Source organism: Streptomyces sp. NPDC003456, assembly GCF_042878735.1.
Taxonomy (GTDB): Bacteria; Actinomycetota; Actinomycetes; order Streptomycetales; family Streptomycetaceae; genus Streptomyces.
The window spans coordinates 351,467-373,381 of record NZ_JBIAOK010000002.1 but is presented as its reverse complement, the minus strand read 5'-3'; the positions used below and the strand labels follow the sequence as shown (position 1 = coordinate 373,381).

The window sequence follows — 21,915 nt, the reverse complement described above, 5'->3', positions numbered from 1 at the left end:
ACCGCACACGGCCCCGGTGGGCCCGCACATGGCCGCGCAGCACGTGAGGCGGCGGACCACGTACGGTGGGGCAGGCAATCACCGAGCACGCCGGCCCGGCGGGGCACCGCGGACCGGCCCGGAGGCACCACCGCATGCACATCACCCGAGGCTTCACCGGTCGCCCGCGCGGCACCGGTCCCGCCCTGCCGCCCGGGCAGTACGACGCCCGCGACGACTGGCCGGTCCTGTCCGCCGAGGTCACTCCCGAGCTGTCACCCGCCGAGTGGACCTTCCGCGTCGACGGGCTGGTCGAGGAGCCCCGCACCTGGGACTGGGAGGAGGCGCACCGGCTGCCGGCCTCGGGCTACGAGGGCGACATCCACTGCGTGACCGGCTGGTCGAAGTTCGGCGTGCGGTTCTCGGGCGTGTCCCTGGACGCCTTCCTGGATGTGGTCCGGCCCCATGGGTCCGCCACCCATGCCGTTGCCTACGCGCACACCGGCTACACCACCAACCTGCCGTTGGCCGACCTCACCGGCGGGCGCGCCTGGATCGCCTGGGAGTACGACGGCCGGCCGCTCGCTCCCGAGCACGGCGGTCCGGCCCGGCTGGTGGTGCCGCACCTGTACTTCTGGAAGAGCGCGAAGTGGATCGCCGGCCTGCGCATCCTCGACCACGACGAGCCGGGGTTCTGGGAGTCGAACGGCTATCACGCGCGGGGCAACCCCTGGGAGGAGCAGAGGTACTCCGGTGACTGAGACCTTCGTGCCGCCCACGCGCTTCGCGGTGCCGGGGCGGATCGCCGTGAACGAGCAGGCCGCCTCGGTGTGGCGGACCGCGACCTTGGCGGAGATCCGCCCCGAAACCCCGCGTGCCGCCACGTTCCGGTTCGCGGTGCCGGGCTGGCCGGGGCATGTGCCCGGGCAGCATCTGATGGTCCGGCTCACCGCCGAGGACGGCTATGTGGCGCAGCGCCACTACTCGATCGCGTCGGCGCCGGACGACTCCGGCCATGTGGAGCTGACCCTCGACCGCGTCGACGGGGGCGAGGTCTCGGGGTGGTTCCACGGGACCGCCCGCCCGGGCGACCGGGTCGAGCTGCGGGGTCCCGTGAGCGGGTTCTTCGCCTGGCCGGGCGACCGGCCCGCGCTGCTGATCGGCGCCGGTTCCGGGGTCGTGCCGCTGATGTCGATGGTGCGTCACCACCGGGCGCGCGACCTGGACCTGCCGCTGCGCATGGTGGTGTCCGCGCGCAGTCCCGAAGACCTCATCTACGCGCGGGAGTTGGGCAGCGAGACCACCGTGGTGTTCACCCGGAGCGCGCCGGAAGGTGTGGCGGTGGGCCGTATGGCGGCCGCACATGTGGCGCCGCTCCTGGCCGACCAGCCTCCCGGTGGGTGGGAAGCCTATGTGTGCGGCTCCAACTCGTTCGCCGAGCACGCCTCCCGGCTGCTCGTCGCCGCGGGCCAGCCCGTGGACCGTATCCGGATCGAGCGCTTCGGCTGAGGGCGAGCGGGGCGCTCTCCGCACCAATTCGCCCCGCCCCCGTTGGACGGTGCGACGGCGCGACGGCGCGGCAGCACACTCTCACCATGGGCACGGGCGCCTCGGGCGGCGCGGTCCTGCTGGTGCTGCTCGGCCACTTCGCCGTACGCCGATCGCCCTGCGCCGCAGACCGGCCGAGTGGGAGCGGGCACGGGCCCGGATCGGACCGCGGTGGACCACCGCAGCGTGTGACGGCCCCACCGGCGCGGGAGCACCTGGCCGCCCTTCCGGCCACCCCCGTAGGGTGATCGTCCGCACCGCTCCGGCAGCCGTTCACACCCAAGGTGGATCGCATGGCCCTGTTCGACCTTCCGGCCGACGAACTGCGCACCTACCGCAGCGCCTCCGTGGAACCCGGGGACTTCGACGCGTTCTGGTCCACGACCCTCCGGGAGGCACGCGCGCACGACCTCGACGCCCGCTTCGAGCCGGTCGACACCGGCCTGTCCACGGTCCGGGTCCTCGACGTGACGTACGCGGGCTTCGGCGGTCATCCGGTCAAGGGCTGGCTGACGTTGCCCGCCGGGGCGGAGGAACCGCTGCCCCTGGTGGTGGAGTTCATCGGGTACGGCGGGGGCCGCGGCCTGCCGCACGAGCACCTGCTGTGGGCGTCGACGGGCCGGGCGCACTTCGTGATGGACACCCGCGGCCAGGGAAGCGTCTGGGGCGGAGGCGGCGGCACGGCCGATCCGGTGGGCGGCGGGCCCGCCTTCCCCGGCTTCCTGACGCGCGGGGTCGACGCGCCCGAGAACTACTACTACCGCCGCGTCTTCACGGACGCGGTGCGTGCCGTGGAGGCGGCCCGATCGCATCCGCTGACCGACCCGGCGCGCACGGTGGCCGTCGGGTCGAGCCAGGGCGGCGGCATCACGCTCGCGGTCGGCGGGCTGGTGCCGGACCTGGCGGGCATCGCGCCGGACGTGCCGTTCCTGTGCGACTTCCCGCGCGCGGCCGTGCTGACGGACCGTCACCCGTACCGGGAGATCGGCCTCTTCCTGAAGACGCACCGCGGGCGTGGCGAGCAGGTGCTGCGCACGCTGTCCTACTTCGACGGCGTCCACTTCGCCTCCCGCGGCCGGGCCCCGGCGCTGTTCTCGGCCGCGCTGGAGGACCAGACCTGCCCGCCCTCGACCGTGTTCGCGGCCTTCAACGCCTGGGCGCACGAGGACAAGGCGATCGAGGTCTACGACTTCAACGACCACGAGGGCGGCGGCCCCTTCCAGGAGGCGGCCAAGCTGCGCTGGATGCGCTCGTACATCTGATCCGGCCGTTCCCCGCCTTCCCCCTTCCCTTCCGGTCCGACCGGTCGGTACGTTCATCGGGCCCGGGCCGCGGCGTCACCGTCCCAGGCCCCATGACGTGCCGGTGGAGGGGTGGGTTCATGTCCGGGTACGAGGACTCCGGGGACGGGACACAGGTGCACGGCGGCCGCGAGCCGCAGGTGCACGGCCACTGCGAGCCGCGTTTCGCGGCGGTGCGACGGGCGTTCGAGGAGAATTTCCGGGAGCGGCAGGAGCTGGGCGCCGCCGTGGCCGTGGTCCGGGACGGCCGTACGGTGGTGGATCTGTGGGGCGGCTGGGCGGACGCGGCACGCACCCGGGCGTGGGAGCGGGACACGCTGGTGAACGTGTGGTCCACGACCAAGGGGCCGGTGGCCCTGTGCGCGCACCTCCTCGCCGACCGCGGCCTGCTGGACCTGGACGCGCCGGTGGCCGCGTACTGGCCCGAGTTCGCCGCGGCGGGCAAGGACAAGGTCCTGGTACGGCACCTGCTGTCCCACCGCGCGGGGCTGGCCGGGCTGCGCGAGCCGCACTCGCTGGAGCAGCTGTGCGACTGGGAGCTGACCACGCAGCGCCTTGCGGCCACCGAGCCCTGGTGGGAGCCCGGCACCCGGTCCGGCTACCACGCGCTGACCTACGGTCATCTGGTCGGTGAGGTGGTGCGGCGCGTGTCGGGGCTGTCGCCTGCGGCCTTCCTGGAGCGGGAGGTGAGCGGACCGCTCGGTGCCGACTTCCGCATCGGCGTCGTGGAGAAGGACTTCGGGCGGGTGGCGGAGCTGGTGCAGCCGCCCGCGGCTCCGGGGGGTGAGCAGGCGACCGCCTCCGCGCAGCCCTCGCCCGTGGTGCTCGCCGCGCTGGCGAACCCGCCGGTGTCGGCCGCGGCGGCCAACTCGCCCGGCTGGCGGACCGCCGAGATCCCCGCGGCGAACGGCCACGGCACCGCGCGTGCGGTCGCCGAGCTGTACGCCGTCTTCGCGGGGCGGGGCGCCCTGCGGGGTGTGCGCCTGCTGTCGCCGGAGGCGGTCGAGCGGGTGCGGGAGGGGCAGGGCCCGTGCCTCGACCTGGTCCTGGGCGCCGGGCTGGGCGGCGAGACGGAGACAGGACTGGGGCTGTGGCTCAGCGGCCCGGGCGGCTCCTACGGGCCCAATCCGCGCGCCTTCGGTCATGACGGCTACGGCGGCTCCTGCGGCCTCGCCGATCCGGACGCCGGGGTCGCCCTCGGCTACGTGATGAACCGCATGGGGCCGCACATCGCGGACGACCCGAGGAAGAAGGCGCTGGTCGGGGCCCTGTACAGCGCTCTGTGAACGCCGGCGCCCGAAAGGGCGGGCGCGGCTGGTCGCCGGGCACGGCTTCGGCGCGGTGGCGCAGGGCCGCTCGCGCCGGCCGGGGCGGGGCAACGACACGGACCGGTGCGCCGGCGACCTGGCCGAACCGATCGAGGCGCTGGACCTGCGCGACGCGGTCCTGGTGGGTTCAAGTCCACCCGGGCGCCCCGCACGGCCTGGTGGGCGACTGCGAGCGGGCCTTCGACGACAGTCCGCTCACGTTCCTGCGCGGCTGACCGGCCCCGGAGCCCGGGCCACGACCAGGCGCGCCCGCGGGCTGCCGTCCGGTCGCCGTCCGAGCCCGGGCAGCGCCTGCAGTTCCACCTCGAAGCCGGCACGCAGGAGCTCGCGGCGGACGTCACCGAGGCGGAAGGCGCGGTAGTACATCACGAAGGGGGGCCGCCACAGGGCGTTGCGCACGCGCATGACCGCGTCGAAGCCGAACAGCGTCCAGTAGCCGAGGGACCCGGGGCGGGGCGGGGCGAGAACGGGGAACGCGAAGCTGCCGCCCGGCCTCAGCACGGACCTCACCTGGGCGAACAGTCCGGGCAGTTCGCGCGGAAGGAAGTGTCCGAAGGCGCCGAAGCTGACGACCAGGTCGAAAGCGGCCGTGAAGGGCAGGGCGCGGGCGTCGGCGCGGACCCAGGAGACCGCCGGCCCCGCGGGGCGGGTACGAGCGCGCGCGACGGCCAGCATGCCCGAGCTGAAGTCGACGCCGGTGACGCGTTCCCGGCACACCTCGGCCAGGACGCCGACACCGGCCCCGGTGCCGCAGCACAGGTCGAGCCCGGCGCCGTGGGGCCCGGTGCGCCGCAGGGCGTCGGCGACGGCGTCGAGGACCGCGTCGGGCGTCCGGAAGGGGGTGTGGTCGAACTTCGGCGCGAGCAGGTCGTAGCCGCGCTCCACGGACGACAGCGCCTGGACGGCGAGCTCGCGCAGGGTGGGGCCTTCGGGGCTGAACATCGGCTCAGCCTAGGGGAGCGCGCTGCCGCAGGACGGTGAGTACGCGTTCGCACCAGCGGAGGTTGTCCTCCTCGAAGGAGATGCCGCCCATGAGGGTGAGGTAGGGCCCGATGCGGTCGGCCTCGCGCAGGTACTCCTCCTCGGTGCGGCCGGCCAGGAGGCGCTCGCGGACGCGCAGATAGCGGGCCAGCTTGCCCCGGGCCCAGTCCCGGCGCTCCTCGACCAGGGCGCGGGTCGCCGCGGGGTCCACACCGTCGTCCATGGCCTGGATCTTGATGAGGAGTTCGTCGCGGATGGCGGTGGGGCGCCTCGGCGGTGCGGCGGCGAAGGCCCGCAGGTCCCGGCGGCCCTCCTCGGTGAGGGTGAACATCCTCTTGTCCGGTCGCCGTTCCTGGCGCACGACCCGTGCCTCGATCAGGCCGTCCTGCGCGAGCCGCTCCAGTTCCCGGTAGAGCTGCTGGGGTGTGGCGGCCCAGAAGTTCGCCAGCGACACGTCGAACAGCTTGGACAGCTCGTAGCCGGACGCCTCGCCCTCCAGGAGGGCGGCCAGGACGGCGTACTTCAGAGACATGTGGACACCGTACCAAGGGTTGATTAATCTACTGCGCACCTACTCAACTAATTGACCAAGGCGGCTTGAGATGCGTGCATTCCGTGAGGCGGTCGAAGCCCTCGACCTCGACGCCGCCGAGGCGCTGCTGGCGCCGGACGTGGTGTTCACCAGCCCGGTCGTCTTCAAGCCGTACGCCGGGAAGGCGATCACGGCCGCCATCCTGCGCGCGGTCTCCGGGGTCTTCGAGGACTTCCGCTACGTGCGCGAGATCAACGACGAGCAGGGGCGGGACCACGCCCTGGTCTTCACCGCGCGCGTGGGCGACCGGGAGATCCAGGGCTGCGACTTCATCCACGTCGACGAGGACGGCCTCATCGACGAATTCACCGTGATGGTCCGCCCGTTGTCCGCCGCCCAGGCGCTCGCGGCCGCCATGGGCGAGCAGTTCGACCGCATCGCGGAGGACGCCCGGGCCCGCTCCGTGTGAACGGGCGCGCGCGTGCAGGGACGTGAGCGGGCGGGCCGCCGGGCACGGCGGCCCGCCCGCAGTCGTATGCACCTAGGCGTCGGCCGGGCACGCCGGCCCCGGCCTTCGCGCGGCCCGGGGCACGGGCCGTCACCCGCCCCGGTGAGGGGCGGAGCTGCTGCCGCGCCACGGCTGCGTGAGCGGCGGGCCCGTGCGTCCGGGACCACCGGACGCGGCACCCCTCCGGGAAGGAATGGACGAGGCCGTCACGGTGTTGACGACAGCGGGACCAGCCGTGCGACGGCTGCGCGAGAGCGAGGAATCGCCTGGCCGCGCCGACCGCGGACGGTGCGCCCGGAGCTTCGCTCGTGGCGGCCGGCCGAGCCGCGGGATCCCCTGCCGCACGGGCCGTCAGCCGTCCGCCGGTCCACGGCTCCTCCCCCGGAACGACTCCGGGTGGTAGCGTGCGAACAGCACTCGTGCACGCCCCTCTCTTCGTGGGCGCCGGTGCGGTTCTCGCCTCTCTTCTCTTCTTCCACAGCACTGCCGTGCGTGCGCTGACGCGCCCGGGTGCTGTTTCCCCGCCGCTTTCCGGGCGCTCCGAGCGTCCCCTCGCGGCTCTCCCCCTCCCACGCATGTCTCATGACGTCCGTCCGTGAAAGGACACCCCCACGATGACCACCACACTCGACACCCCGGCCGTCCGGCCGCGCGCCGAGACCCGGACCACAGCCGGCGTCCTCGACGTCGACTCCGGCGGGAAGGGGCACCTGCGCGGCCCCGACTGCCTGCCCACCCCCGCCGACCCCGCCGTCTCCCCCGCCCTGATCCGCCGGTACGGCCTGCGCAAGGGCGACTTCGTCGAGGGCTCCCTCGGCGACCGTCGCAGTCTCGCCGACGTCGTGGCGATCGACGGCCGCCCACCGGCCGAGCCGGCGAGCCGCCGCCGCTTCCAGGACCTGACGCCCCTGCATCCACACCGGCGGTTGCGCCTGGAGCACCCGGCCGCCGGTCTCGCCGGGCGGGTCGTCGACCTGATCGCACCGGTCGGCAAGGGCCAGCGCGGACTGCTCGTGGCCCCGCCGAAGACCGGCAAGACGGTGCTCCTGCAGCAGCTCGCCGCGGCCGTCGCCGGCAACCACCCCGAGTGCCGGCTGATGGTGCTGCTGCTCGACGAGCGGCCCGAGGAGGTCACCGACATGCGGCGCGCCGTGCGGGGCGAGGTCTACGCGTCGACGTTCGACCGGAGCGCCCGGCAGCACCTCGCACTCGCCGAGCTGGTGATCGAGCGCGCCAAGCGGCGCGTCGAGGCCGGCGAGGACGTGGTCGTGCTCCTCGACTCGCTGACCCGGCTGTGCCGGGCGCACAACAACGCGGCCGCCCCCGGTGGCCGCATCCTGAGCGGTGGCGTCGACGCGTCGGCGCTGGCCGGGCCGAAGCGGTTCTTCGGAGCGGCCCGCGCCGCCGAGGAGGGCGGCTCCCTCACGGTGCTGGCCACCGCGCTGGTGGAGACCGGCTCGCGGGCCGACGACTTCTACTTCGAGGAGCTGAAGAGCACCGGGAACATGGAGCTCCGCCTGAGCCGGGACCCGGCCTCCCGCCGCCTCTTCCCGGCCGTCGACATCATCCCCTCCGGCACCCGGCGCGAGGAACTCCTGCTGGATCCGGACGAGTTGGCGACGGTCCGCGGTCTGCGCCGGGCGCTGCGCGACCACGACGGGCCGAGCGGCCTGGAAACCCTCCTGGAGCGGATGCGCGAGACGCCGGACAACGCGGCGTTCCTGCGGCGCGTCCGGCCCACCCTGCCGTCGTGATGCCGGCCGTCGTGAAACGGCCCTCGTACCGGCCGACCGCCTCCTTCCCGTGGGCTGCCTCCGTCCGGCTGCCTCCATCCGGGTGCCGGCGCGGGGTCTACGGCCCCGTCGGCGGCCCAGGAGAGCCTGTTCGTTTCTACGTTGATTCGTATGATCATCGGATTCTCCTCAAGGCTGGCCGTATCGGCGGGCGCGCTGTGTGCGGCGGGCCTGATGGTCCTGGTGCCCGCCGCGGCCGCCGACACCGGACGGGCGGAACCAACGGCTCCGCCGGCCGGGCCCCAAGCGGCCGCCCCGCTCCCGTCGCTGCTGCACCGGCCCGGTGTCCAGGTGCGTCCGCGCGCCGGGGTGCCCCGCGTGCCGAAGGTCTCCGCGCTGTCCTGGCTGGTGGCCGACGCCCGGACGGGTGAGGTGCTGGCGGCCCACAACGCGCACCGCAGGCTGCCCCCGGCCAGCACCCTCAAGACGCTCTTCGCGCTCACGGTGCTGCCCTCGCTCCCGGCGGGTGTCCGGCACACCGTCCGTGCGGAGGAGCTGCGAGGCATCGGCGCCGGGAGCAGCCTCGTCGGGGTCGCCGAAGGGCGGACGTACCGGGTCGACGACCTGTGGCGCGGGGTCTTCCTGAACTCGGGCAACGACGCGGTGCGCGTCCTGGCCGAGCTCAACGGCGGCTGGCGGGTCACGGCGCAGCGGATGCAGGCCAAGGCACGCTCGCTCGGCGCCCTCGACACCCGGGTGGTGTCCCCCGACGGCTACGACGCCCCGGGCCAGGTGTCGTCCGCGTACGACCTGGCGCTCTTCGGACGGACGGGGCTGCGCAACCCCGACTTCGCCCGGTACTGCGCCACGGTGGAGGCCAGGTTCCCGGGGGCCGGCGGGTCGTACGCGATCCGCAACACCAACCGGCTGCTGAGCGGCGCGCACGGTGTGCAGCCCTACCGGGGGATGATCGGCATCAAGAACGGCTACACCAGCAAGGCCGGCAACACCCTGGTGGCGGCGGCGCGCCGGGACGGCCGCACTCTGGTCGTGACGGTGATGAACCCGCAGGAGGGCGACAGTTCCACCGTCTACGAGGAGGCCCGCAGCCTGCTGGACTGGGGCTTCGGCTCGGCGGGGCGGGTGGAAGCCGTCGGCTCGCTCGGTGCCCCGCGCCCCGCGGCGCGGGTGGCGACGACACCGCCCGCGGTCGCCGCGGCCGTGTCGGAGCAGCCGGGATCCGTCTGGAGCTCGGCGGTCCTGATCGCGGGGGCCGCCGGGACGGGAGCCGCGGTCGTCGTGCTGGTGCTGCGCATCCCCGTCCGCAGGAAGAGCCGGCCCTGACCCGGTGGGCGACGCGACCCGTGGGCCGGGGAGGCGGCGGACGGAGCCGCCTTCCCCGGCCCCGCGCCGGCCCGGCGGATCCGCACGGCCGGCGGCACGTGAACGCCCCGCCGGGGTCCGGTCCCCGGACCAAAGCCCCGCCGGGGTCCGGTCCTCGGTGGGTCAGAACACCGACAGGCCGGTCAGGGTCGTGAAGCGGTCGAGGGCCGCCACCCCGGCGACCGAGTTGCCCCGCTCGTCCAGGCCCGGACTCCACACGCACAGGGTGCAGCGGCCCGGGACCACCGCGACGATGCCGCCGCCGACGCCGCTCTTGCCGGGCAGGCCCACCCGGTAGGCGAAGTCGCCGGCCGCGTCGTACGTCCCGCAGGTCAGCATGATCGCGTTGATCTGCTTGGCCTGGCTGCGGGTCAGCAGGCGGGTGCCGTCGGCCCGGACGCCGTGCCGGGCGAGGAACCCCGCGGCCAGGGCCAGGTCGGCGCAGGACGCCGCGATCGAGCACTGGCGGAAGTACTGGTCCAGGAGCGTGGGCACCGGGTTGTCGATGTTGCCGTAGGACGCCATGAAGTGGCCGAGGGCCGCGTTGCGGTCGCCGTGGGCGGACTCGGAGGCCTCGACGGTCCGGTCGAAGGTCAGGTCGGGATTGCCGCTCTCCGCCCGCAGGAACGCCAGCAGTTCTCCCGAGGCGTCACCGGTGCGGGTGTGCAACCGGTCGGTGACGACCAGCGCGCCCGCGTTGATGAAGGGGTTGCGCGGGATGCCGTTCTCGTACTCCAGCTGCACCAGCGAGTTGAACGGGTTGCCGGAGGGCTCGCGGCCCACGTGCTCCCACAGGGCGTCACCCTCGCGGGCCAGGTCCAGGGCGAGGGTGAAGACCTTGGTGATCGACTGCGCGGAGAACGGCTCGCGCCAGTCCCCCACGCCGTACACCGTGCCGTCCGGCTCGGCGACGGCCATGCCGAAGCGGCGCGGGTCGCGGGCGGCGAGCGCCGGGATGTAGTCGGCGGGCCGGCCGCGGCCGGGCGTGCGCTCGATCTCCTCGGCGATGCGCTCCAGGACCGGCTGGAAGGTGGTCGGCGGCGTCATGATCGTCATTGTTCCTTCCGGCCGGTCGGGGCGCGCGTCAGCGGGTCAGGCCGGCGCCGGGCCGCTGCCGGCCAGCACCTCGGGGCGGAGCAGGTCCGCGAGCCGGTCGGCCGGCAACAGGCCCTTCTCCAGCACGAGTTCGGCCACGCCCCGGCCGGTGGCGAGGGCTTCCTTGGCGATGCCGGTGGCGGCCGTGTAGCCGATGTGCGGGTTGAGCGCGGTGACCAGGCCGATGGAGTTCTCCACGCTGGCGCGCAGTGCCTCGGTGTTGGCGGTGATGCCGGCCACGCACCGCTCGGCGAGGACCAGGCAGGCGTTGCGCAGGTGCGTGACGGACTCCGACAGGGAGTGCAGGATGAGCGGCTCGAACGCGTTGAGCTGGAGCTGCCCGGCCTCGGCGGCCATGGTGATGGCGACGTCGTTGCCGATCACCTCGAAGGCGACCTGGTTGACGACCTCCGGGATCACCGGGTTGACCTTGCCGGGCATGATCGAGGAACCGGCCTGCACCGGCGGCAGGTTGATCTCCCCCAGGCCGGCGCGCGGCCCGGAGGACAGCAGCCGCAGGTCGTTGCAGCTCTTGGAGAGCTTCACCGCGATGCGCTTGAGGACCCCGGACATCTGCACGAACGCGCCGCAGTCCTGGGTCGCCTCGACCAGGTTGGCCGCCGTGACCAGCGGCAGGCCGGTGAGGGCCGACAGGTGACGGCGGGCCGACTCGGCGTAGCCGGCGGGGGCGTTGAGGCCGGTGCCGATGGCGGTGGCGCCGAGGTTGATCTCGTGGATCAGCTCCACGGCCTCTGCGAGCCGGGCCCGGTCCTCGTCCAGCATGACGGCGTACGCCGAGAACTCCTGCCCCAGCGTCATGGGGACGGCGTCCTGCAACTGGGTGCGGCCCATCTTGAGCACGTCGCGGAACTCGACCGCCTTGGCCGCGAACGTGTCCTGCAGGACCGCCATCGCGTCGAGCAGGCCGCGCACCGCGAACACCGTGGCGATCTTCACGGCGGTCGGGTAGACGTCGTTGGTGGACTGGCCGAGGTTGACGTCCTCGTTGGGGTGCAGGTGGCGGTAGTCGCCCTTGGCGTGGCCGAGCAGCTCCAGCGCCCGGTTGGCGACGACCTCGTTGGCGTTCATGTTGGTGGAGGTGCCGGCGCCGCCCTGGATGACGTCGACGACGAACTGGTCGTGCAGCTTGCCGTCGCGGATCTCCCGGCACGCCTCGGCGATCGCGGCGGCCTTCCGCGGCTCCAGCAGGCCGAGTTCCTCGTTGGCGAGGGCGGCGGCCTCCTTGACCGCGGCCAGCGCGTCGACCAGGTGCGGGTAGGCGGAGATGGGGGTGCCGGTGATGGGGAAGTTCTCCGTGGCCCGCAGGGTGTGCACACCCCAGTAGGCGTCGGCGGGAACGTCACGGTCGCCGAGCAGGTCGTGCTCGGAGCGGGTGGCGGCGGTCATGAGGGTGAGGGATCCCTTTTCTGCGGAACGGGGTGGACGCGCCCCTTGCTCAGGGGCGCGGGGAACTGCGCGGGCGACCGCGGGAGCGCCGCGGGCGCCGACGGGGAATCCGGCAGGTGCTCAGGCGCCGGTGGCACCGGCAGGAGACTCGAGCCGGGGCACGACCCGGACGCGTCCGACCTCCCGCCCGCCCCCGAGCAGCGGCTCCCCCTCGAACTCCTTGAGCAGCGCGGGGTCGACGCCGGCCCGGGCCAGCGCGGCCGCGGTCACCGGCACGCGCGCCCGGTCGGCACCGTCGGCGATCTTCACGGCGACGGCCCGCCCGTCGGCCAGCGCGGCGACCTGGACGCCCTCGAAGCCGTCCTTGGACAGCATCCCCGGCACGGCCCGCATCAGCGCGGCGACGTCCCGGCCGGTGCCGGAGGCCATCTCGGCGTGCTCGCGCATGGCGTCGGCGACGCGTGCCTCGGGCGTACCCGGTGCGGCCGAGACGATCCGGGCGGTGGCCCGGGCCAGGCCGTGCAGGGAGATGGAGAACAGGGGCGCGCCGCAGCCGTCGACGCTGACCTTGGCGATGCGCTGCCCGGTGAGGTCCTCGACGATCTCGGCGACGGCCTGCTGGAGCGGGTGGCCCGCGTCGAGGTAGTTCTCCAGGGGCCAGCCGTTGAGCGCGCAGGTGTAGAGCATGGCCGCGTGCTTGCCGGAGCAGTTCTGCGCGAGCCGCGAGGGCATCCGGCCCGCACGCACCCAGGCGTCCCGGACGGCCGGGTCGTAGGGCATGTCCGGGACGTTGCGCAGGTGGTCCTCGGTGAGCCCGGCGAGTTCGAGGATGCGCCGGGCGCCGGCGAGGTGGCGTTCCTCCCCGGAGTGGCTGGCCGCGGCCAGCGACAGCAGCTCGCCCTCCAGCGGGAGTCCGGCCCGGACCATGGCGACGGCCTGGACGGGCTTGATCGCGGAGCGCGGGTAGAAGGCGGCCTCGATGTCTCCGAGCCGCAGCGTGATCTCCCCGTCGGCGTCGAGGACGACGACGGAGCCGTGGTGGACGCCTTCGACGACGCCGTCGCGGACGAGGTGGGCGACGGGGGCGTGGGCGGGTTCGCGGACCAGGGGTGCGTCCGCGGGGGAACTGCTGAACATCACTGCCTGCTTCTCGTGGGACGGCACGCCGGTCACGTGCCGGATCCGGTGGTGGACATGCGGGCGGTACGGCCGGGGGCGGCGGACCGTCCGGCGGCCGGGGCCCCGGCGATCGGCGGCGGGGACGGCACGGTGGTGCGCCGGGCGCCGCCGGAGGCGTGCAGGGGGGCCGGGGCGCAGGCGCGGAACGGCGGCGTCGCGTTCGCGGCCCGGGGGGAGCCCGGGTGCCGGTGGCCCGGCCGGCTGCGCCCCGCGTCGCCCGCGCCGACACAGCTGGAACGTTTCTGCACTTTGTCGCGCACCGCGTCGCGCACCGCGAGGTGCGCCTCTTCGTGGACCTCGGCGCGCACCTCGGCGCGCAGGGACGGCCCGCTCAACGCCCCGCCCCGCCTTCCGTGCGGGCGTCATCCGTGCGCGGTGAGCGCACGATGTCGGTGAGGGTCGTCTCGACGCGGTCGAGGTGGTGGGTCATGGCCGCCACCGCGTCCTCCTCGCTCCGGTCGGTCAGCGCCTCGACGATCGCGCGGTGCTCGCGGTTGGACTGCTCGCGTCGGCCGCCCAGTTCGTTGAGGAAGGCCGACTGGCGGGCCAGTGCGTCCCGGATCTCCTCGATGACCCGCCGGAAGACCGGGTTCTGCGCCGCCTCGGCGACAGCGAGGTGGAACAGCGTGTCCATCGCGACCCAGGCGGTGGTGTCCGTCTCCCGCTCCATCCGGTCCATCAGATGGGCCAGGTGGTCGAGGTTCTCCGGGGTGCGGCGCAGGGCCGCGTACCCGGCGACGGGGATCTCCACGTGGCGGCGCACCTCCATCAGGTCGCTCGCCGCGTAGTCGCCGAAGGTCGGGTCCTCGACGGCGCCGGCGACGACGAAGGTGCCCTTGCCGGTACGGGACACGGTCAGCCCCATGGTCTGCAGCGCCCGGAGCGCCTCGCGCAGCACCGGCCGCGAGACCTCGAGGGTGCGGCACAGTTCGGCCTCGGAGGGGAGCTTGTCGCCGATGGCGTACTCGCCCCGTTCGATGGCACCGCGCAGGTGGGCCAGCACCGCTTCCATGGCGCTGACCCGGCGCACGGGCTGTCCGGCTGTCCGGCTGTCTGACAGGCTCACGAGACAGATACTCCGGGCCGGGGGTTCCTCCTGTCAAGCGCCGGGCACTCAGTCGCTCGGCACACCTGGTCCGAGCAGGCCGAGCAGCAGCAATTCGCGACGATCCGGATGCCGGCCGCGCGCCTCACAGGCGCACCAGCGCCGCCCCCGCGAAGGCCGCGGCCACGCCGGCCGCCACACTCGCGGCGACGTTGAGGGCCGCCTGCAGCCGCGCCCCGCTCTCCGCGAGGCGCAGCGTCTCGTAGGAGAACGTCGAGTACGTCGTCAGCGCCCCGCACAGGCCGGTCCCCAGCAGCAGCTGCAGCTGGGCCCCGGCGCCGGTGAGCAGTCCGAGGAGCAGGCAGCCGGTGATGTTCACCGTGAAGGTGCCCCAGGGGAAGACGGAGTCGTGCCGGGCCTGGACCATGCGGTCGGTCAGGTAGCGCAGGGGGGCGCCGACCATCGCGCCGCAGACGACCAGCAGCCAGTTCACGGCGACTTCTCACCGTCCGTGTCCGGTGTGCCGGGACGATCCCCGGGTCCGGCGTACCGGATCACTTCGCACTCGTCGACGGTGACGAGCCCGTCGGTGACGAGTTCGCCGAGCTGTGGCAGGAAGGCGCGCACGCGCGGAGCGGTGTCCACGATCACGACCGCCACGGGCAGGTCCTCGCCGAGCGAGAGCAGCCGTGCGGTGTGGATGAGGGAGGAGGCGCCGAAGCCCTCGATGCCGCGGAAGACGGAGGCGCCGGCGAGTCCCGCCGCGTGGGCCCGGTGGACGATCTCCGAGTAGAGGGGCCTGTGTCTCCAGGTGTCGTTCTCGCCGACGACGACGGTGAGTCGCAGGGCTCGGCCGGACGATGCCGTCATGGCTGCCTCCCTTTCAGGGCGGAGCGGGTCGCCGCCTTGACGGCGGAGCGGGTCGCCGCCGCGGCGAGCAAGACCGCCGCCAGGGCGGCGAGCGGGGTCGCCGCGAGGTAGGCGAGTCCGGTCGCCGGCCGGTCGCCGTCGAGCAGCTTCTGGACGTCGACGGCGTAGGTCGAGAAGGTGGTGAAGCCGCCGAGGACGCCGGTGCCGAAGAAGGGGCGCACGAGCGGGTGGACCGTCCGGTGCTCGGTGACCAGGACCATGAACACCCCGATCACGGCGCATCCGGCGACGTTCACCCAGAGCGTGGTCCAGGGGAAGGCGCCCGGCGGCGAGGGCCAGAGCAGGGACGCCGCGTACCTGGCGGCGGCGCCCGCCGCCCCGCCCAGCGCCACGACCGCGACCACGGGCCGCTGCGCGCGCCGGGCGGACGGGCGGCCGGAGCGGGCCGTGCGGCTCAGGGGCTCCTGCGGGGCTGTCACGGTGGTGCGTCTCCTACTCGCCGGGACCCGGGGTGTGCGGGCGCGTGCCGTCGCAAGTAGGGACCGTTGGCGGCGCCTGCGCCGCGGTTCGGGTACGGCGGGCCCCACCGCCGCGCCGCGGGTCGGACGCCCGCGGCCGCGTTCAGGTTAACCCCGTCCGCGCGGCGGGGTCACGTCGAGGGCCGGCTGCCCGGGGGCACGTCTACCAGCCCTTCTCGAACATCCGGGCCACCTCGGCGATGCGCATGTCGTCGCGGTGGTAGCGCTCGGCGCCGGCGGCCCCGCGGGAGCGCAGCAGGCCCGTGGCCGCCAGCAGCCGCAGGTGCGTGCGGGCCACCGGCGGCGCCAGCGAGAACCGCTCGGCGACGGCGTCCGCGGTGACCCCGTCGGCGGCGGGTCCGGGCTCCTTGAGCCAGGCCAGGATGCGCAGCCGCGTCTCGTCCGTGGGAGTCCTCAGCATGTCGTGCCCCTGCCTCGCGGCGACGTCCTCGCCGCGCCCTTCCACTGTCTCGCAGCCGCGGTGGCGCTGTCCGGCACTCGCCGTCGTTGACCGATACCGAACTGCCGTGGCGCGGGGCGGAGTTCGTGATCACGCTCACCGGCGGGGAGGTCGGCCGCCCCATCGGGCCGGGGGGCCGCCCGCATCGGCCGGTACCTGCCCGGCCGTCGCCGGCAGGCCGCCGGGGCCTGCCCCGCCGCCGGGCCCTCCCCGGGCCGTGCGCGAGGAGTGCATGCACACTCATGGAACGGTCCTGCCGGTGTTACCGTGCACCTATGGCAGGGACAACGGCCGGTGTGCGGCTCGAGGAACGGTGGCGGGACATCCTGTCGGCGCACGCGCGCACGATGTGCGAGATCGACCGGGCGCTGCATCCGCACGGACTCGGCGCGTCCGACTTCGAGGTGCTGGACATGCTCGCGTCCGCGACGGCCGAGGAGGGCGAGCAGTGCCGGGTGCAGAACCTGGTGGGCCGGGTCCATCTCAGCCAGAGCGCGCTGTCCCGGCTGATCGCCCGGCTGGAGAAGGACGGGCTGGTGACGCGGTCGGTGTGCATGGAGGACCGGCGCGGGGTGTGGGTGGCGCTGACGGACAAGGGGCGTGCCCTGCACGCCGAGGTGCTGCCGCTGCAGCGGGCCGCACTGGCCCGGACCCTGGGCGAGTAGCGCCCGGGCCCGGACGGGGCCGGCCGCCCTACGGGCGTGCCAGCAGGGTGCGCACTCCCTCCGAGGTCAGCGTCAGGCGGTGCTCGGAACTGCCGTCGATGGTGAGCGACAGGTCGTCGGCCGGCCACTGTGCGGCCAGGGCGCCGAGCGGCACCAGCCGGTAGCGGGACACGAACGGCAGCAGCCCGGCCATCTCCACCTCGGAGGTGAACACGGGCACCACGGGCTCGCCGCCCGGCTGCTCCAGCACGGGCAGGGCCACCGCCGAGGGGTTGGCGGCGTCGCCGTCGCTCGCGTCGTCGGGCACGGGGATGAGCACGTCGCTGTTGGCGAGCGCGTCCAGAGCCGCCGCGTCCTCCGTGTTCTCGGCGAGGACGTCCAGAGCCCGCTGGGCGGGCGTGGGCGTGGGGTCGTTTGCAGGTGTCTCCATGGCAGATTCCCTGGTAGCGGCGGTCGTGCGTCCCGCCCGGGGCATGATCCGCCCCGAGCGCGTTCCTGCTCGCGTACCCGAACGGTTCCGGCGCAATCCTTACGGATCTTGAGAGTTCGCGGGCCGCCGGGACCCGCTTCCGGAAGCCGGCGCAGGACGCAGCCGCCCGTGAGAGAGGGCTCCGCGCGCGGGGCAAGCGGCGGCGTACGCGGGGGGCTCCGCGCGGGGCACGCGACCGCTCAGGTGACGGGAGCCTCCGCGGCCGGACTCCCCTACCCGGTCCGGGCGGACGGCAGGAGGCGGCGTGAGGCGCGGCCGCCGCCCGCCACCCGGTTCTCCGTCTGCTTCACCCTTCGGCCGCCGCGCGGCGCCACGCGGACTCCCTGAGCAGCCGCAGGCCGTTGAGGCCGACCAGGACCGTGGATCCCTCGTGGCCGGCGACGCCCAGCGGCAGCGGCAGGTCACCGGCGAGGTCCCAGACGACCAGCCCCGCGATGAACACCCCGGCGATGACGAGGTTCTGCACGACCAGCCGGCGTGCGCGGCGGGACAGGGCGACGACGGCGGGGACGGCGGCGAGCTCGTCGCGCACGACCACGGCGTCGGCGGTCTCCAGGGCGAGGTCGGACCCGGCGCGGCCCATGGCGACCCCGGTGTGGGCGGCGGCCAGGGCGGGCGCGTCGTTGACGCCGTCCCCGACGACCAGCACGCGGCGTCCCGCCCGCTCCAGCTCCTGGACGGCGGTGAGCTTGTCCTGGGGCAGCAGCCCGGCGCGCACGTCGGCGATGCCGGCCTCGGCGGCGACCCGCGCCGCGGCCCGGGCGTTGTCGCCGGTGAGCAGCACCGGGGCGGTCCCGGCGAGCGCGGTGAGGGAGGCGACCGTGGAGGCGGCGTCGGGGCGGAGCCGGTCGGCGATGCCGAGCAGTCCGGCGGGGACGCCGTCGACGACGACCAGCACGGCGGTCCGGCCGGACTCCTCCAGTTCGGTGGCCGTCTCGGCCGCCGTGTCCGCCAGCCGGGCGGGCGCGCCGACCGCGACGGTACGGCCGTCGACGAGGGCGGTCACCCCCACGCCGGGCGCGGACGTGAAGTCGCGGGCCCCGGGCACGTGGAGGCCGCGGTCGCGGGCGGCTGCGACGACCGCCCGGGCCAGCGGGTGCTCGCTGGGCTGCTCGGCGGCGGCCGCCAGGGCCAGCAACTCTCCCTGGTCCAGGGCGGATCCGGGCAGGACGCGGACGTCGGTCACCCGCGGGCTGCCCTCGGTGAGCGTGCCGGTCTTGTCGAGCGCGACCGCGTCCACCTGTCCCAGCCGCTCCATCACCACGGCGGACTTCACCAGCACGCCGTGCCGTCCGGCGTTGGCGATGGCGGAGAGCAGGGGCGGCATCGTGGCGAGGACGACCGCGCACGGAGACGCCACGATCATGAACGTCATGGCGCGCAGCAGTGCGTCGGTGAGCTGCTCGCCGAAGGCCAGGGGCACCAGGAACACGGCCAGGGTCGCGGCCACCATGCCCAGCGAGTAGCGCTGTTCGACCTTCTCGATGAACAGCTGCGTGGGCGCCTTGGTCTCGGACGCCTCCTGCACCATGCGGACGATGCGGGCGATGACCGAGTCGGAGGCGTCGCGCCCGACCCGGATCCGCAGGGCGCCCGTGCCGTTGAGGGTGCCGGCGAACACCTCGTCGCCCCGGCTCTTCGCCACGGGCAGCGGTTCCCCGGTGATGGTCGCCTGGTCCACCTCGCCGGCCCCGTCGAGCACCGTGCCGTCGGCTCCGACGCGCTCGCCCGGGCGGACCAGGACGGTGTCGCCGACGGACAAGTCCTCCACGGGCACGGTGTGTTCGGTGCCGTCGGGGCCGATCCGGGTCGCGGTGGCGGGGGCCAGGTCGAGCAGCCCGCGGACGGAGTCGGCGGTCCGGGCGGTGGCCAGGGCCTCCAGGGCGCCGGAGGTGGCGAAGATGACGATGAGCAGGGCGCCGTCCATGACCTGCCCGATGGAGGCCGCGCCCAGGGCGGCCACGACCATGAGCAGGTCGACGTCCAGGGTCCGCTCCTTCAGGGCCTTGAGCCCCTCCCAGCCCGGCTCCCAGCCGCCGGTGACGTACGCCAGCGCGTACAGCGGTCCCCAGGCCCAGGCGGGCGCGCCGGTCAGCTGCAGGGGCAGCGCGAGCAGGAAGCAGACGGTGGCCGCCGCGGCCCAGCGGGCTTCGGGCAGCGCGAGGAGACGGGTGCGCCGCCGGGGGCCGCCCCCGGCACGCGCGGGCTCCGCCCGCTCGGCCGGCCGCGGCGTGAGGGTGGAAGTCATGAGGGGTCCTTCGGGCGGGGGCGCGTGGGACCCTCACCTTACAGGAACACATGAAGACTCATTCATACCTTCATGAGCCGTCGGCGTCCTGCGCTCACGACCGTCGACTGCCTGCCTCCGGAGCCGTCGGCGGCCGGTCCCCCGGGTGCGGGACGGCCGCCGCGCGCACGGCTCAGGTGCCCGGTCCCGCCGTCAGGTGTCGAAGTCCACCGTCAGCTCGTCCGAGACCGGGAACGACTGGCAGGTGAGGACGTACCCCGCGTCCACCTCGGCGGGTTCCAGGGCGAAGTTGCGGCGCATGTCGGCCTTGCCGTCGGTGACCTGGGCCCGGCAGGTGCCGCAGACGCCGCCCTTGCACGCGAAGGGCAGGTCGGGCCGGGTCTGCTGAGCGCCTTCGAGGATGGTGCGCTCGCGGGGCAGGGCGGACGTGGTGGAGCGGCCGTCCAGGGTGATCGTGACCTGGCTGACCGGGCCGGAGGGGCCCGCCTCGGTGTGGTGGACCTCCCGGACGGGTTCGTCGCCGGCGTAGAACAGCTCCTGGTGGACGCGGTCGGCGGGAACGCCGAGACCCGTCAGGACCTGCTGGGCGGAGCGGACCATGCCGTGCGGGCCGCACAGCCACCAGTGGTCGGCGGACTCGACGTCGACCAGCGCGCCGACGAGCGCGGACAGCCGCTCGGCGTCCAGGCGCCCGGAGAGCACCTCGGCCTCGCGGGGCTCGCGCGACAGGACGTGGGCCAGCTGGAAGCGCGTCGGGTACAGGTCCTTCAGGTCGGCCAGTTCGTCGGCGAACATCACCGTGCCGGTGCGGCGGTTGCCGTAGAGGAGGGTGACGCGCGAGCGGGAGTCGGCGGCCAGGACCGATTCGGCGATGGAGACCATGGGTGTGATGCCGGAACCTGCCGCGATCAGCACGTGGTGGCCGGGGACGGTGAGGTCCGGGGTGAACGCGCCGGTGGGGGCCATCACCTCGACCGGGTCGCCGGGGCGCACGTCGTGCACGAGCCAGGAGGAGAACAGGCCGCCGGGGACGACCCGGACGCCGATGCGCGGGGCCGTGCCGGCCGGTGCGCAGATCGAGTAGGAGCGGCGCTCGTCGCGGCCGTCGATCTCGCGCCGGAGGGTGAGCGACTGGCCGGGCGCGAACGTGAACTCCTCGGCGAGCGCGGCCGGGATGTCGAAGGCGACGGCCACCGCGTCCTCGCACAGCGGGCGCACCTCGGCGACCCGCAGGGAGTGGAAGACCGGACGTCGGCGCGCACGCGCGGGGGCAGCCGGAGAGGGGGCCGGCTCCATCAGGTCCTCCATCAGATCTCCTTGAGGTACTCGAACGGCTCGCGGCAGGCGAGGCAGCGCCACAGGGCCTTGCACGAGGTGGCGGCGAAGCGCGAGGTCTCCTCGGTGTCGGCGCTGCCGCAGCGCGGGCAGGGCACCGAGCGGCGGGTCGGCGACAGCAGCAGCGGCACCGGGCCGGCGGCGCGTGCGGGAGCGGCGCCGGGCGGGGCGATGCCGTGCTCGGCGAGCTTGCGGCGTCCGTTGTCCGTGATCCAGTCGCTGGTCCACGGCGGGTCCAGGACGGTGCGGATGTCCACCCGCGCGTACCCGGCGTCGCGCAGCCGGGCGGCCACCCCGGCGCGCATCTCCGCCATGGCCGGGCAGCCCGAGTAGGTGGGGGTCAGGCTCGCCACGACCGTGCCGTCCTCGGTGAGCGACACCTCGCGCAGCACGCCCAGGTCGGCCAGCGTGAGCATGGGCAGCTCCGGGTCGGGCACCTGCCCGGCGATCCGCAGGGCCCGCCGGGCGTCGAGCAGCGTGGTCACCATGTCGCCTCCGGGTGCGCCCGGGCCACGCCCTGCAACTCGGCCAGCAGCGGCGCCAGATGCTCCGTGTGCTCGCCGCCGCGGCCCGAGCCGGGCAGTGGCCGGTAGACCGGCATGGGCAGTCCGGCCGCCTCGGTGACCTGGCGCAGGACCGCGACGACCTCGTCGCGCACGTCGTAGGCGGTGAACAGTTCGCCCAGGTAGGGCGCCACCTGCTCCTGCGCCTTGCGCATCCTCCGGTGCGACTCCTCGGTGCCGTCGCCGAGGCGCACGGCCCATTCCGCGGCGTACTGCCGGTGGTAGGCCAGTTCCTTCACGCCCTTGGCGGCGATCGCCGCCAGCACCGGGTCGCGGTGGCCGGTGAGCCGTTCGAAGTGCGCGAGGCGCCAGCTGGAGAAGACCAGCAGCCGCACGATGGAGAACGCGAAGTCCCCGTTGGGCAGTTCGGCCAGGCGTACGTTGCGGAAGTCGCCGGGGTCGCGGAAGTACGCGAAGGCGTCCTCGCCTCGGCCGGTGCCGTCGACCTGGCCCGCGCGGGAGTAGAGGAGGCGGGCCTGGCCGAGCAGGTCCAGGCCGATGTTGGCGAGGGCCACCTCCTCCTCCAGCTCGGGGGCGCGGGTGGTCCACTCGGCGAGCCGCTGGGCCGCCACCAGGGCGTCGTCGGCCAAGGTGACGCACAGGCCGGCCAGTTCACCGGCGTCGACGCCGTCCGGGACGGTGGTGTCGACGCCGTGCAGCGGGTCCTCGAAGCCGGTGCCGTAGGCCCAGCGGGTGTCGTCCTCGTGTCCCTCGGCGAGGGTCAGGTAGACGTGGTCGTCGCTCATG

At 74.4% G+C, this 21,915-nt stretch carries 24 protein-coding genes; 8 read left to right on the top strand and 16 right to left on the bottom strand.

Features of this window, described 5'->3' with window-relative positions; all coding sequences use genetic code 11:
• The first annotated feature begins 134 nt into the window (after positions 1-134).
• The 4 genes from ACFYWG_RS07295 to ACFYWG_RS07280 all read left to right on the top strand — a co-directional run bounded on the left by ACFYWG_RS07295 (position 135) and on the right by ACFYWG_RS07280 (position 4,114).
• Positions 135-740 carry a sulfite oxidase-like oxidoreductase gene (locus tag ACFYWG_RS07295; protein WP_383508460.1) on the top strand — a complete coding sequence of 202 codons (606 nt, stop codon included), beginning with the start codon at positions 135-137 and terminating at the stop codon, positions 738-740.
• Positions 733-1,488, top strand: a complete 756-nt coding sequence (locus ACFYWG_RS07290) for a ferredoxin reductase (RefSeq protein ID WP_389199853.1) — start codon at positions 733-735, stop codon at positions 1,486-1,488. The genes ACFYWG_RS07295 and ACFYWG_RS07290 overlap by 8 nt, the downstream gene beginning before the upstream one ends.
• 332 nt (positions 1,489-1,820) lie before the next feature.
• Entirely contained in the window at positions 1,821-2,789 is a 969-nt protein-coding gene (locus ACFYWG_RS07285; RefSeq protein WP_383508466.1) for an acetylxylan esterase, read from the top strand.
• Between the two features lie 119 nt (positions 2,790-2,908).
• Positions 2,909-4,114 (top strand): serine hydrolase domain-containing protein, encoded by a 1,206-nt coding sequence (locus ACFYWG_RS07280; protein WP_389199850.1) that lies wholly within the window; start codon positions 2,909-2,911, stop codon positions 4,112-4,114.
• A gap of 237 nt (positions 4,115-4,351) precedes the next feature.
• On the opposite strand, the gene ACFYWG_RS07275 is transcribed toward ACFYWG_RS07280, so the two are convergent.
• Positions 4,352-5,098 (bottom strand): class I SAM-dependent methyltransferase, encoded by a 747-nt coding sequence (locus ACFYWG_RS07275; protein WP_389199848.1) that lies wholly within the window; start codon positions 5,096-5,098, stop codon positions 4,352-4,354.
• 4 nt (positions 5,099-5,102) lie between these two features.
• Positions 5,103-5,669, bottom strand: a complete 567-nt coding sequence (locus ACFYWG_RS07270; RefSeq protein WP_376329877.1) for a PadR family transcriptional regulator — start codon at positions 5,667-5,669, stop codon at positions 5,103-5,105.
• A 70-nt stretch (positions 5,670-5,739) separates the two neighbouring features.
• On the opposite strand from ACFYWG_RS07270, the gene ACFYWG_RS07265 reads away from it, so the two are divergent.
• From ACFYWG_RS07265 to ACFYWG_RS07255, 3 genes are all read left to right on the top strand, one after another.
• Positions 5,740-6,138, top strand: a complete 399-nt coding sequence (locus ACFYWG_RS07265; RefSeq protein ID WP_389199846.1) for a nuclear transport factor 2 family protein — start codon at positions 5,740-5,742, stop codon at positions 6,136-6,138.
• A gap of 653 nt (positions 6,139-6,791) precedes the next feature.
• On the top strand, positions 6,792-7,931 hold the full coding sequence (gene rho / locus ACFYWG_RS07260) for a transcription termination factor Rho (RefSeq protein WP_389199844.1): 1,140 nt from the start codon (positions 6,792-6,794) through the stop codon (positions 7,929-7,931).
• Positions 7,932-8,081: 150 nt separating this feature from the next.
• Positions 8,082-9,254 carry a D-alanyl-D-alanine carboxypeptidase family protein gene (locus ACFYWG_RS07255; RefSeq protein ID WP_389199842.1) on the top strand — a complete coding sequence of 391 codons (1,173 nt, stop codon included), beginning with the start codon at positions 8,082-8,084 and terminating at the stop codon, positions 9,252-9,254.
• Between the two features lie 162 nt (positions 9,255-9,416).
• Here ACFYWG_RS07255 and ACFYWG_RS07250 read toward each other — a convergent pair whose 3' ends face one another.
• From ACFYWG_RS07250 to ACFYWG_RS07210, 9 genes are all read right to left on the bottom strand, one after another.
• Positions 9,417-10,349: a glutaminase gene (locus ACFYWG_RS07250; protein WP_376329883.1), complete on the bottom strand. Its 933-nt coding sequence runs from the start codon at positions 10,347-10,349 to the stop codon at positions 9,417-9,419.
• Positions 10,350-10,385: 36 nt separating this feature from the next.
• Positions 10,386-11,795, bottom strand: coding sequence for an aspartate ammonia-lyase (aspA, locus tag ACFYWG_RS07245; protein WP_376329885.1), 1,410 nt, complete (start codon positions 11,793-11,795; stop codon positions 10,386-10,388).
• 120 nt (positions 11,796-11,915) lie between these two features.
• Positions 11,916-12,932 carry an asparaginase gene (locus ACFYWG_RS07240; protein ID WP_389199839.1) on the bottom strand — a complete coding sequence of 339 codons (1,017 nt, stop codon included), beginning with the start codon at positions 12,930-12,932 and terminating at the stop codon, positions 11,916-11,918.
• Between the two features lie 32 nt (positions 12,933-12,964).
• Complete coding sequence (locus ACFYWG_RS07235; RefSeq protein WP_389199837.1) at positions 12,965-13,309, bottom strand: hypothetical protein; 345 nt, start codon at positions 13,307-13,309, stop codon at positions 12,965-12,967.
• Positions 13,306-13,986 (bottom strand): FadR/GntR family transcriptional regulator, encoded by a 681-nt coding sequence (locus ACFYWG_RS07230; RefSeq protein WP_389200730.1) that lies wholly within the window; start codon positions 13,984-13,986, stop codon positions 13,306-13,308. Before ACFYWG_RS07230 ends, ACFYWG_RS07235 begins: the two co-directional genes overlap by 4 nt.
• Before the next feature lie 178 nt (positions 13,987-14,164).
• Complete coding sequence (gene crcB, locus ACFYWG_RS07225) at positions 14,165-14,512, bottom strand: fluoride efflux transporter CrcB (RefSeq protein WP_383508497.1); 348 nt, start codon at positions 14,510-14,512, stop codon at positions 14,165-14,167.
• Positions 14,509-14,889 (bottom strand): DUF190 domain-containing protein, encoded by a 381-nt coding sequence (locus tag ACFYWG_RS07220; RefSeq protein WP_389199835.1) that lies wholly within the window; start codon positions 14,887-14,889, stop codon positions 14,509-14,511. The genes crcB (ACFYWG_RS07225) and ACFYWG_RS07220 overlap by 4 nt, the downstream gene beginning before the upstream one ends.
• Positions 14,886-15,368 carry a fluoride efflux transporter CrcB gene (gene crcB, locus ACFYWG_RS07215; RefSeq protein WP_389199833.1) on the bottom strand — a complete coding sequence of 161 codons (483 nt, stop codon included), beginning with the start codon at positions 15,366-15,368 and terminating at the stop codon, positions 14,886-14,888. The genes ACFYWG_RS07220 and crcB (ACFYWG_RS07215) overlap by 4 nt, the downstream gene beginning before the upstream one ends.
• Positions 15,369-15,570: 202 nt before the next feature.
• Positions 15,571-15,828, bottom strand: coding sequence for an ArsR/SmtB family transcription factor (locus tag ACFYWG_RS07210; protein ID WP_389199831.1), 258 nt, complete (start codon positions 15,826-15,828; stop codon positions 15,571-15,573).
• Between the two features lie 314 nt (positions 15,829-16,142).
• Between ACFYWG_RS07210 and ACFYWG_RS07205 the strand changes: the two genes are divergently transcribed.
• Positions 16,143-16,532: a MarR family winged helix-turn-helix transcriptional regulator gene (locus ACFYWG_RS07205; RefSeq protein ID WP_389199829.1), complete on the top strand. Its 390-nt coding sequence runs from the start codon at positions 16,143-16,145 to the stop codon at positions 16,530-16,532.
• 28 nt (positions 16,533-16,560) lie between these two features.
• Here ACFYWG_RS07205 and ACFYWG_RS07200 read toward each other — a convergent pair whose 3' ends face one another.
• The 5 genes from ACFYWG_RS07200 to paaC form a co-directional block, all read right to left on the bottom strand.
• Positions 16,561-16,962, bottom strand: coding sequence for an SseB family protein (locus ACFYWG_RS07200; protein ID WP_376329901.1), 402 nt, complete (start codon positions 16,960-16,962; stop codon positions 16,561-16,563).
• Positions 16,963-17,308: 346 nt separating this feature from the next.
• Positions 17,309-19,270, bottom strand: coding sequence for a heavy metal translocating P-type ATPase (locus tag ACFYWG_RS07195; protein WP_389199827.1), 1,962 nt, complete (start codon positions 19,268-19,270; stop codon positions 17,309-17,311).
• Positions 19,271-19,462: 192 nt separating this feature from the next.
• Complete coding sequence (gene paaE / locus ACFYWG_RS07190; RefSeq protein WP_383508516.1) at positions 19,463-20,578, bottom strand: 1,2-phenylacetyl-CoA epoxidase subunit PaaE; 1,116 nt, start codon at positions 20,576-20,578, stop codon at positions 19,463-19,465.
• Positions 20,578-21,093 (bottom strand): 1,2-phenylacetyl-CoA epoxidase subunit PaaD, encoded by a 516-nt coding sequence (gene paaD / locus ACFYWG_RS07185; RefSeq protein ID WP_389199824.1) that lies wholly within the window; start codon positions 21,091-21,093, stop codon positions 20,578-20,580. Before paaD ends, paaE begins: the two co-directional genes overlap by 1 nt.
• Entirely contained in the window at positions 21,087-21,914 is an 828-nt protein-coding gene (gene paaC, locus ACFYWG_RS07180; RefSeq protein ID WP_376329909.1) for a 1,2-phenylacetyl-CoA epoxidase subunit PaaC, read from the bottom strand. The genes paaD and paaC overlap by 7 nt, the downstream gene beginning before the upstream one ends.
• Position 21,915 lies beyond the last annotated feature (1 nt).

Bases quoted from the DNA above. Each gene is read 5' to 3' on its own strand.
- ACFYWG_RS07295 (WP_383508460.1), top strand. From the start codon at position 135: ATGCACATCACCCGAGGCTTCACCGGTCGCCCGCGCGGCACCGGTCCC.
- ACFYWG_RS07285 (WP_383508466.1), top strand. From the start codon at position 1,821: ATGGCCCTGTTCGACCTTCCGGCCGACGAACTGCGCACCTACCGCAGC.
- ACFYWG_RS07280 (WP_389199850.1), top strand. From the start codon at position 2,909: ATGTCCGGGTACGAGGACTCCGGGGACGGGACACAGGTGCACGGCGGC.
- ACFYWG_RS07275 (WP_389199848.1), bottom strand. From the start codon at position 5,098: ATGTTCAGCCCCGAAGGCCCCACCCTGCGCGAGCTCGCCGTCCAGGCG.
- ACFYWG_RS07270 (WP_376329877.1), bottom strand. From the start codon at position 5,669: ATGTCTCTGAAGTACGCCGTCCTGGCCGCCCTCCTGGAGGGCGAGGCG.
- ACFYWG_RS07265 (WP_389199846.1), top strand. From the start codon at position 5,740: ATGCGTGCATTCCGTGAGGCGGTCGAAGCCCTCGACCTCGACGCCGCC.
- rho (WP_389199844.1), top strand. From the start codon at position 6,792: ATGACCACCACACTCGACACCCCGGCCGTCCGGCCGCGCGCCGAGACC.
- ACFYWG_RS07255 (WP_389199842.1), top strand. From the start codon at position 8,082: ATGATCATCGGATTCTCCTCAAGGCTGGCCGTATCGGCGGGCGCGCTG.
- ACFYWG_RS07250 (WP_376329883.1), bottom strand. From the start codon at position 10,349: ATGACGATCATGACGCCGCCGACCACCTTCCAGCCGGTCCTGGAGCGC.
- aspA (WP_376329885.1), bottom strand. From the start codon at position 11,795: ATGACCGCCGCCACCCGCTCCGAGCACGACCTGCTCGGCGACCGTGAC.
- ACFYWG_RS07240 (WP_389199839.1), bottom strand. From the start codon at position 12,932: ATGTTCAGCAGTTCCCCCGCGGACGCACCCCTGGTCCGCGAACCCGCC.
- ACFYWG_RS07230 (WP_389200730.1), bottom strand. From the start codon at position 13,986: ATGGAAGCGGTGCTGGCCCACCTGCGCGGTGCCATCGAACGGGGCGAG.
- ACFYWG_RS07220 (WP_389199835.1), bottom strand. From the start codon at position 14,889: ATGACGGCATCGTCCGGCCGAGCCCTGCGACTCACCGTCGTCGTCGGC.
- ACFYWG_RS07210 (WP_389199831.1), bottom strand. From the start codon at position 15,828: ATGCTGAGGACTCCCACGGACGAGACGCGGCTGCGCATCCTGGCCTGG.
- ACFYWG_RS07205 (WP_389199829.1), top strand. From the start codon at position 16,143: ATGGCAGGGACAACGGCCGGTGTGCGGCTCGAGGAACGGTGGCGGGAC.
- ACFYWG_RS07200 (WP_376329901.1), bottom strand. From the start codon at position 16,962: ATGGAGACACCTGCAAACGACCCCACGCCCACGCCCGCCCAGCGGGCT.
- ACFYWG_RS07195 (WP_389199827.1), bottom strand. From the start codon at position 19,270: ATGACTTCCACCCTCACGCCGCGGCCGGCCGAGCGGGCGGAGCCCGCG.
- paaE (WP_383508516.1), bottom strand. From the start codon at position 20,578: ATGGAGGACCTGATGGAGCCGGCCCCCTCTCCGGCTGCCCCCGCGCGT.
- paaD (WP_389199824.1), bottom strand. From the start codon at position 21,093: ATGGTGACCACGCTGCTCGACGCCCGGCGGGCCCTGCGGATCGCCGGG.
- paaC (WP_376329909.1), bottom strand. From the start codon at position 21,914: ATGAGCGACGACCACGTCTACCTGACCCTCGCCGAGGGACACGAGGAC.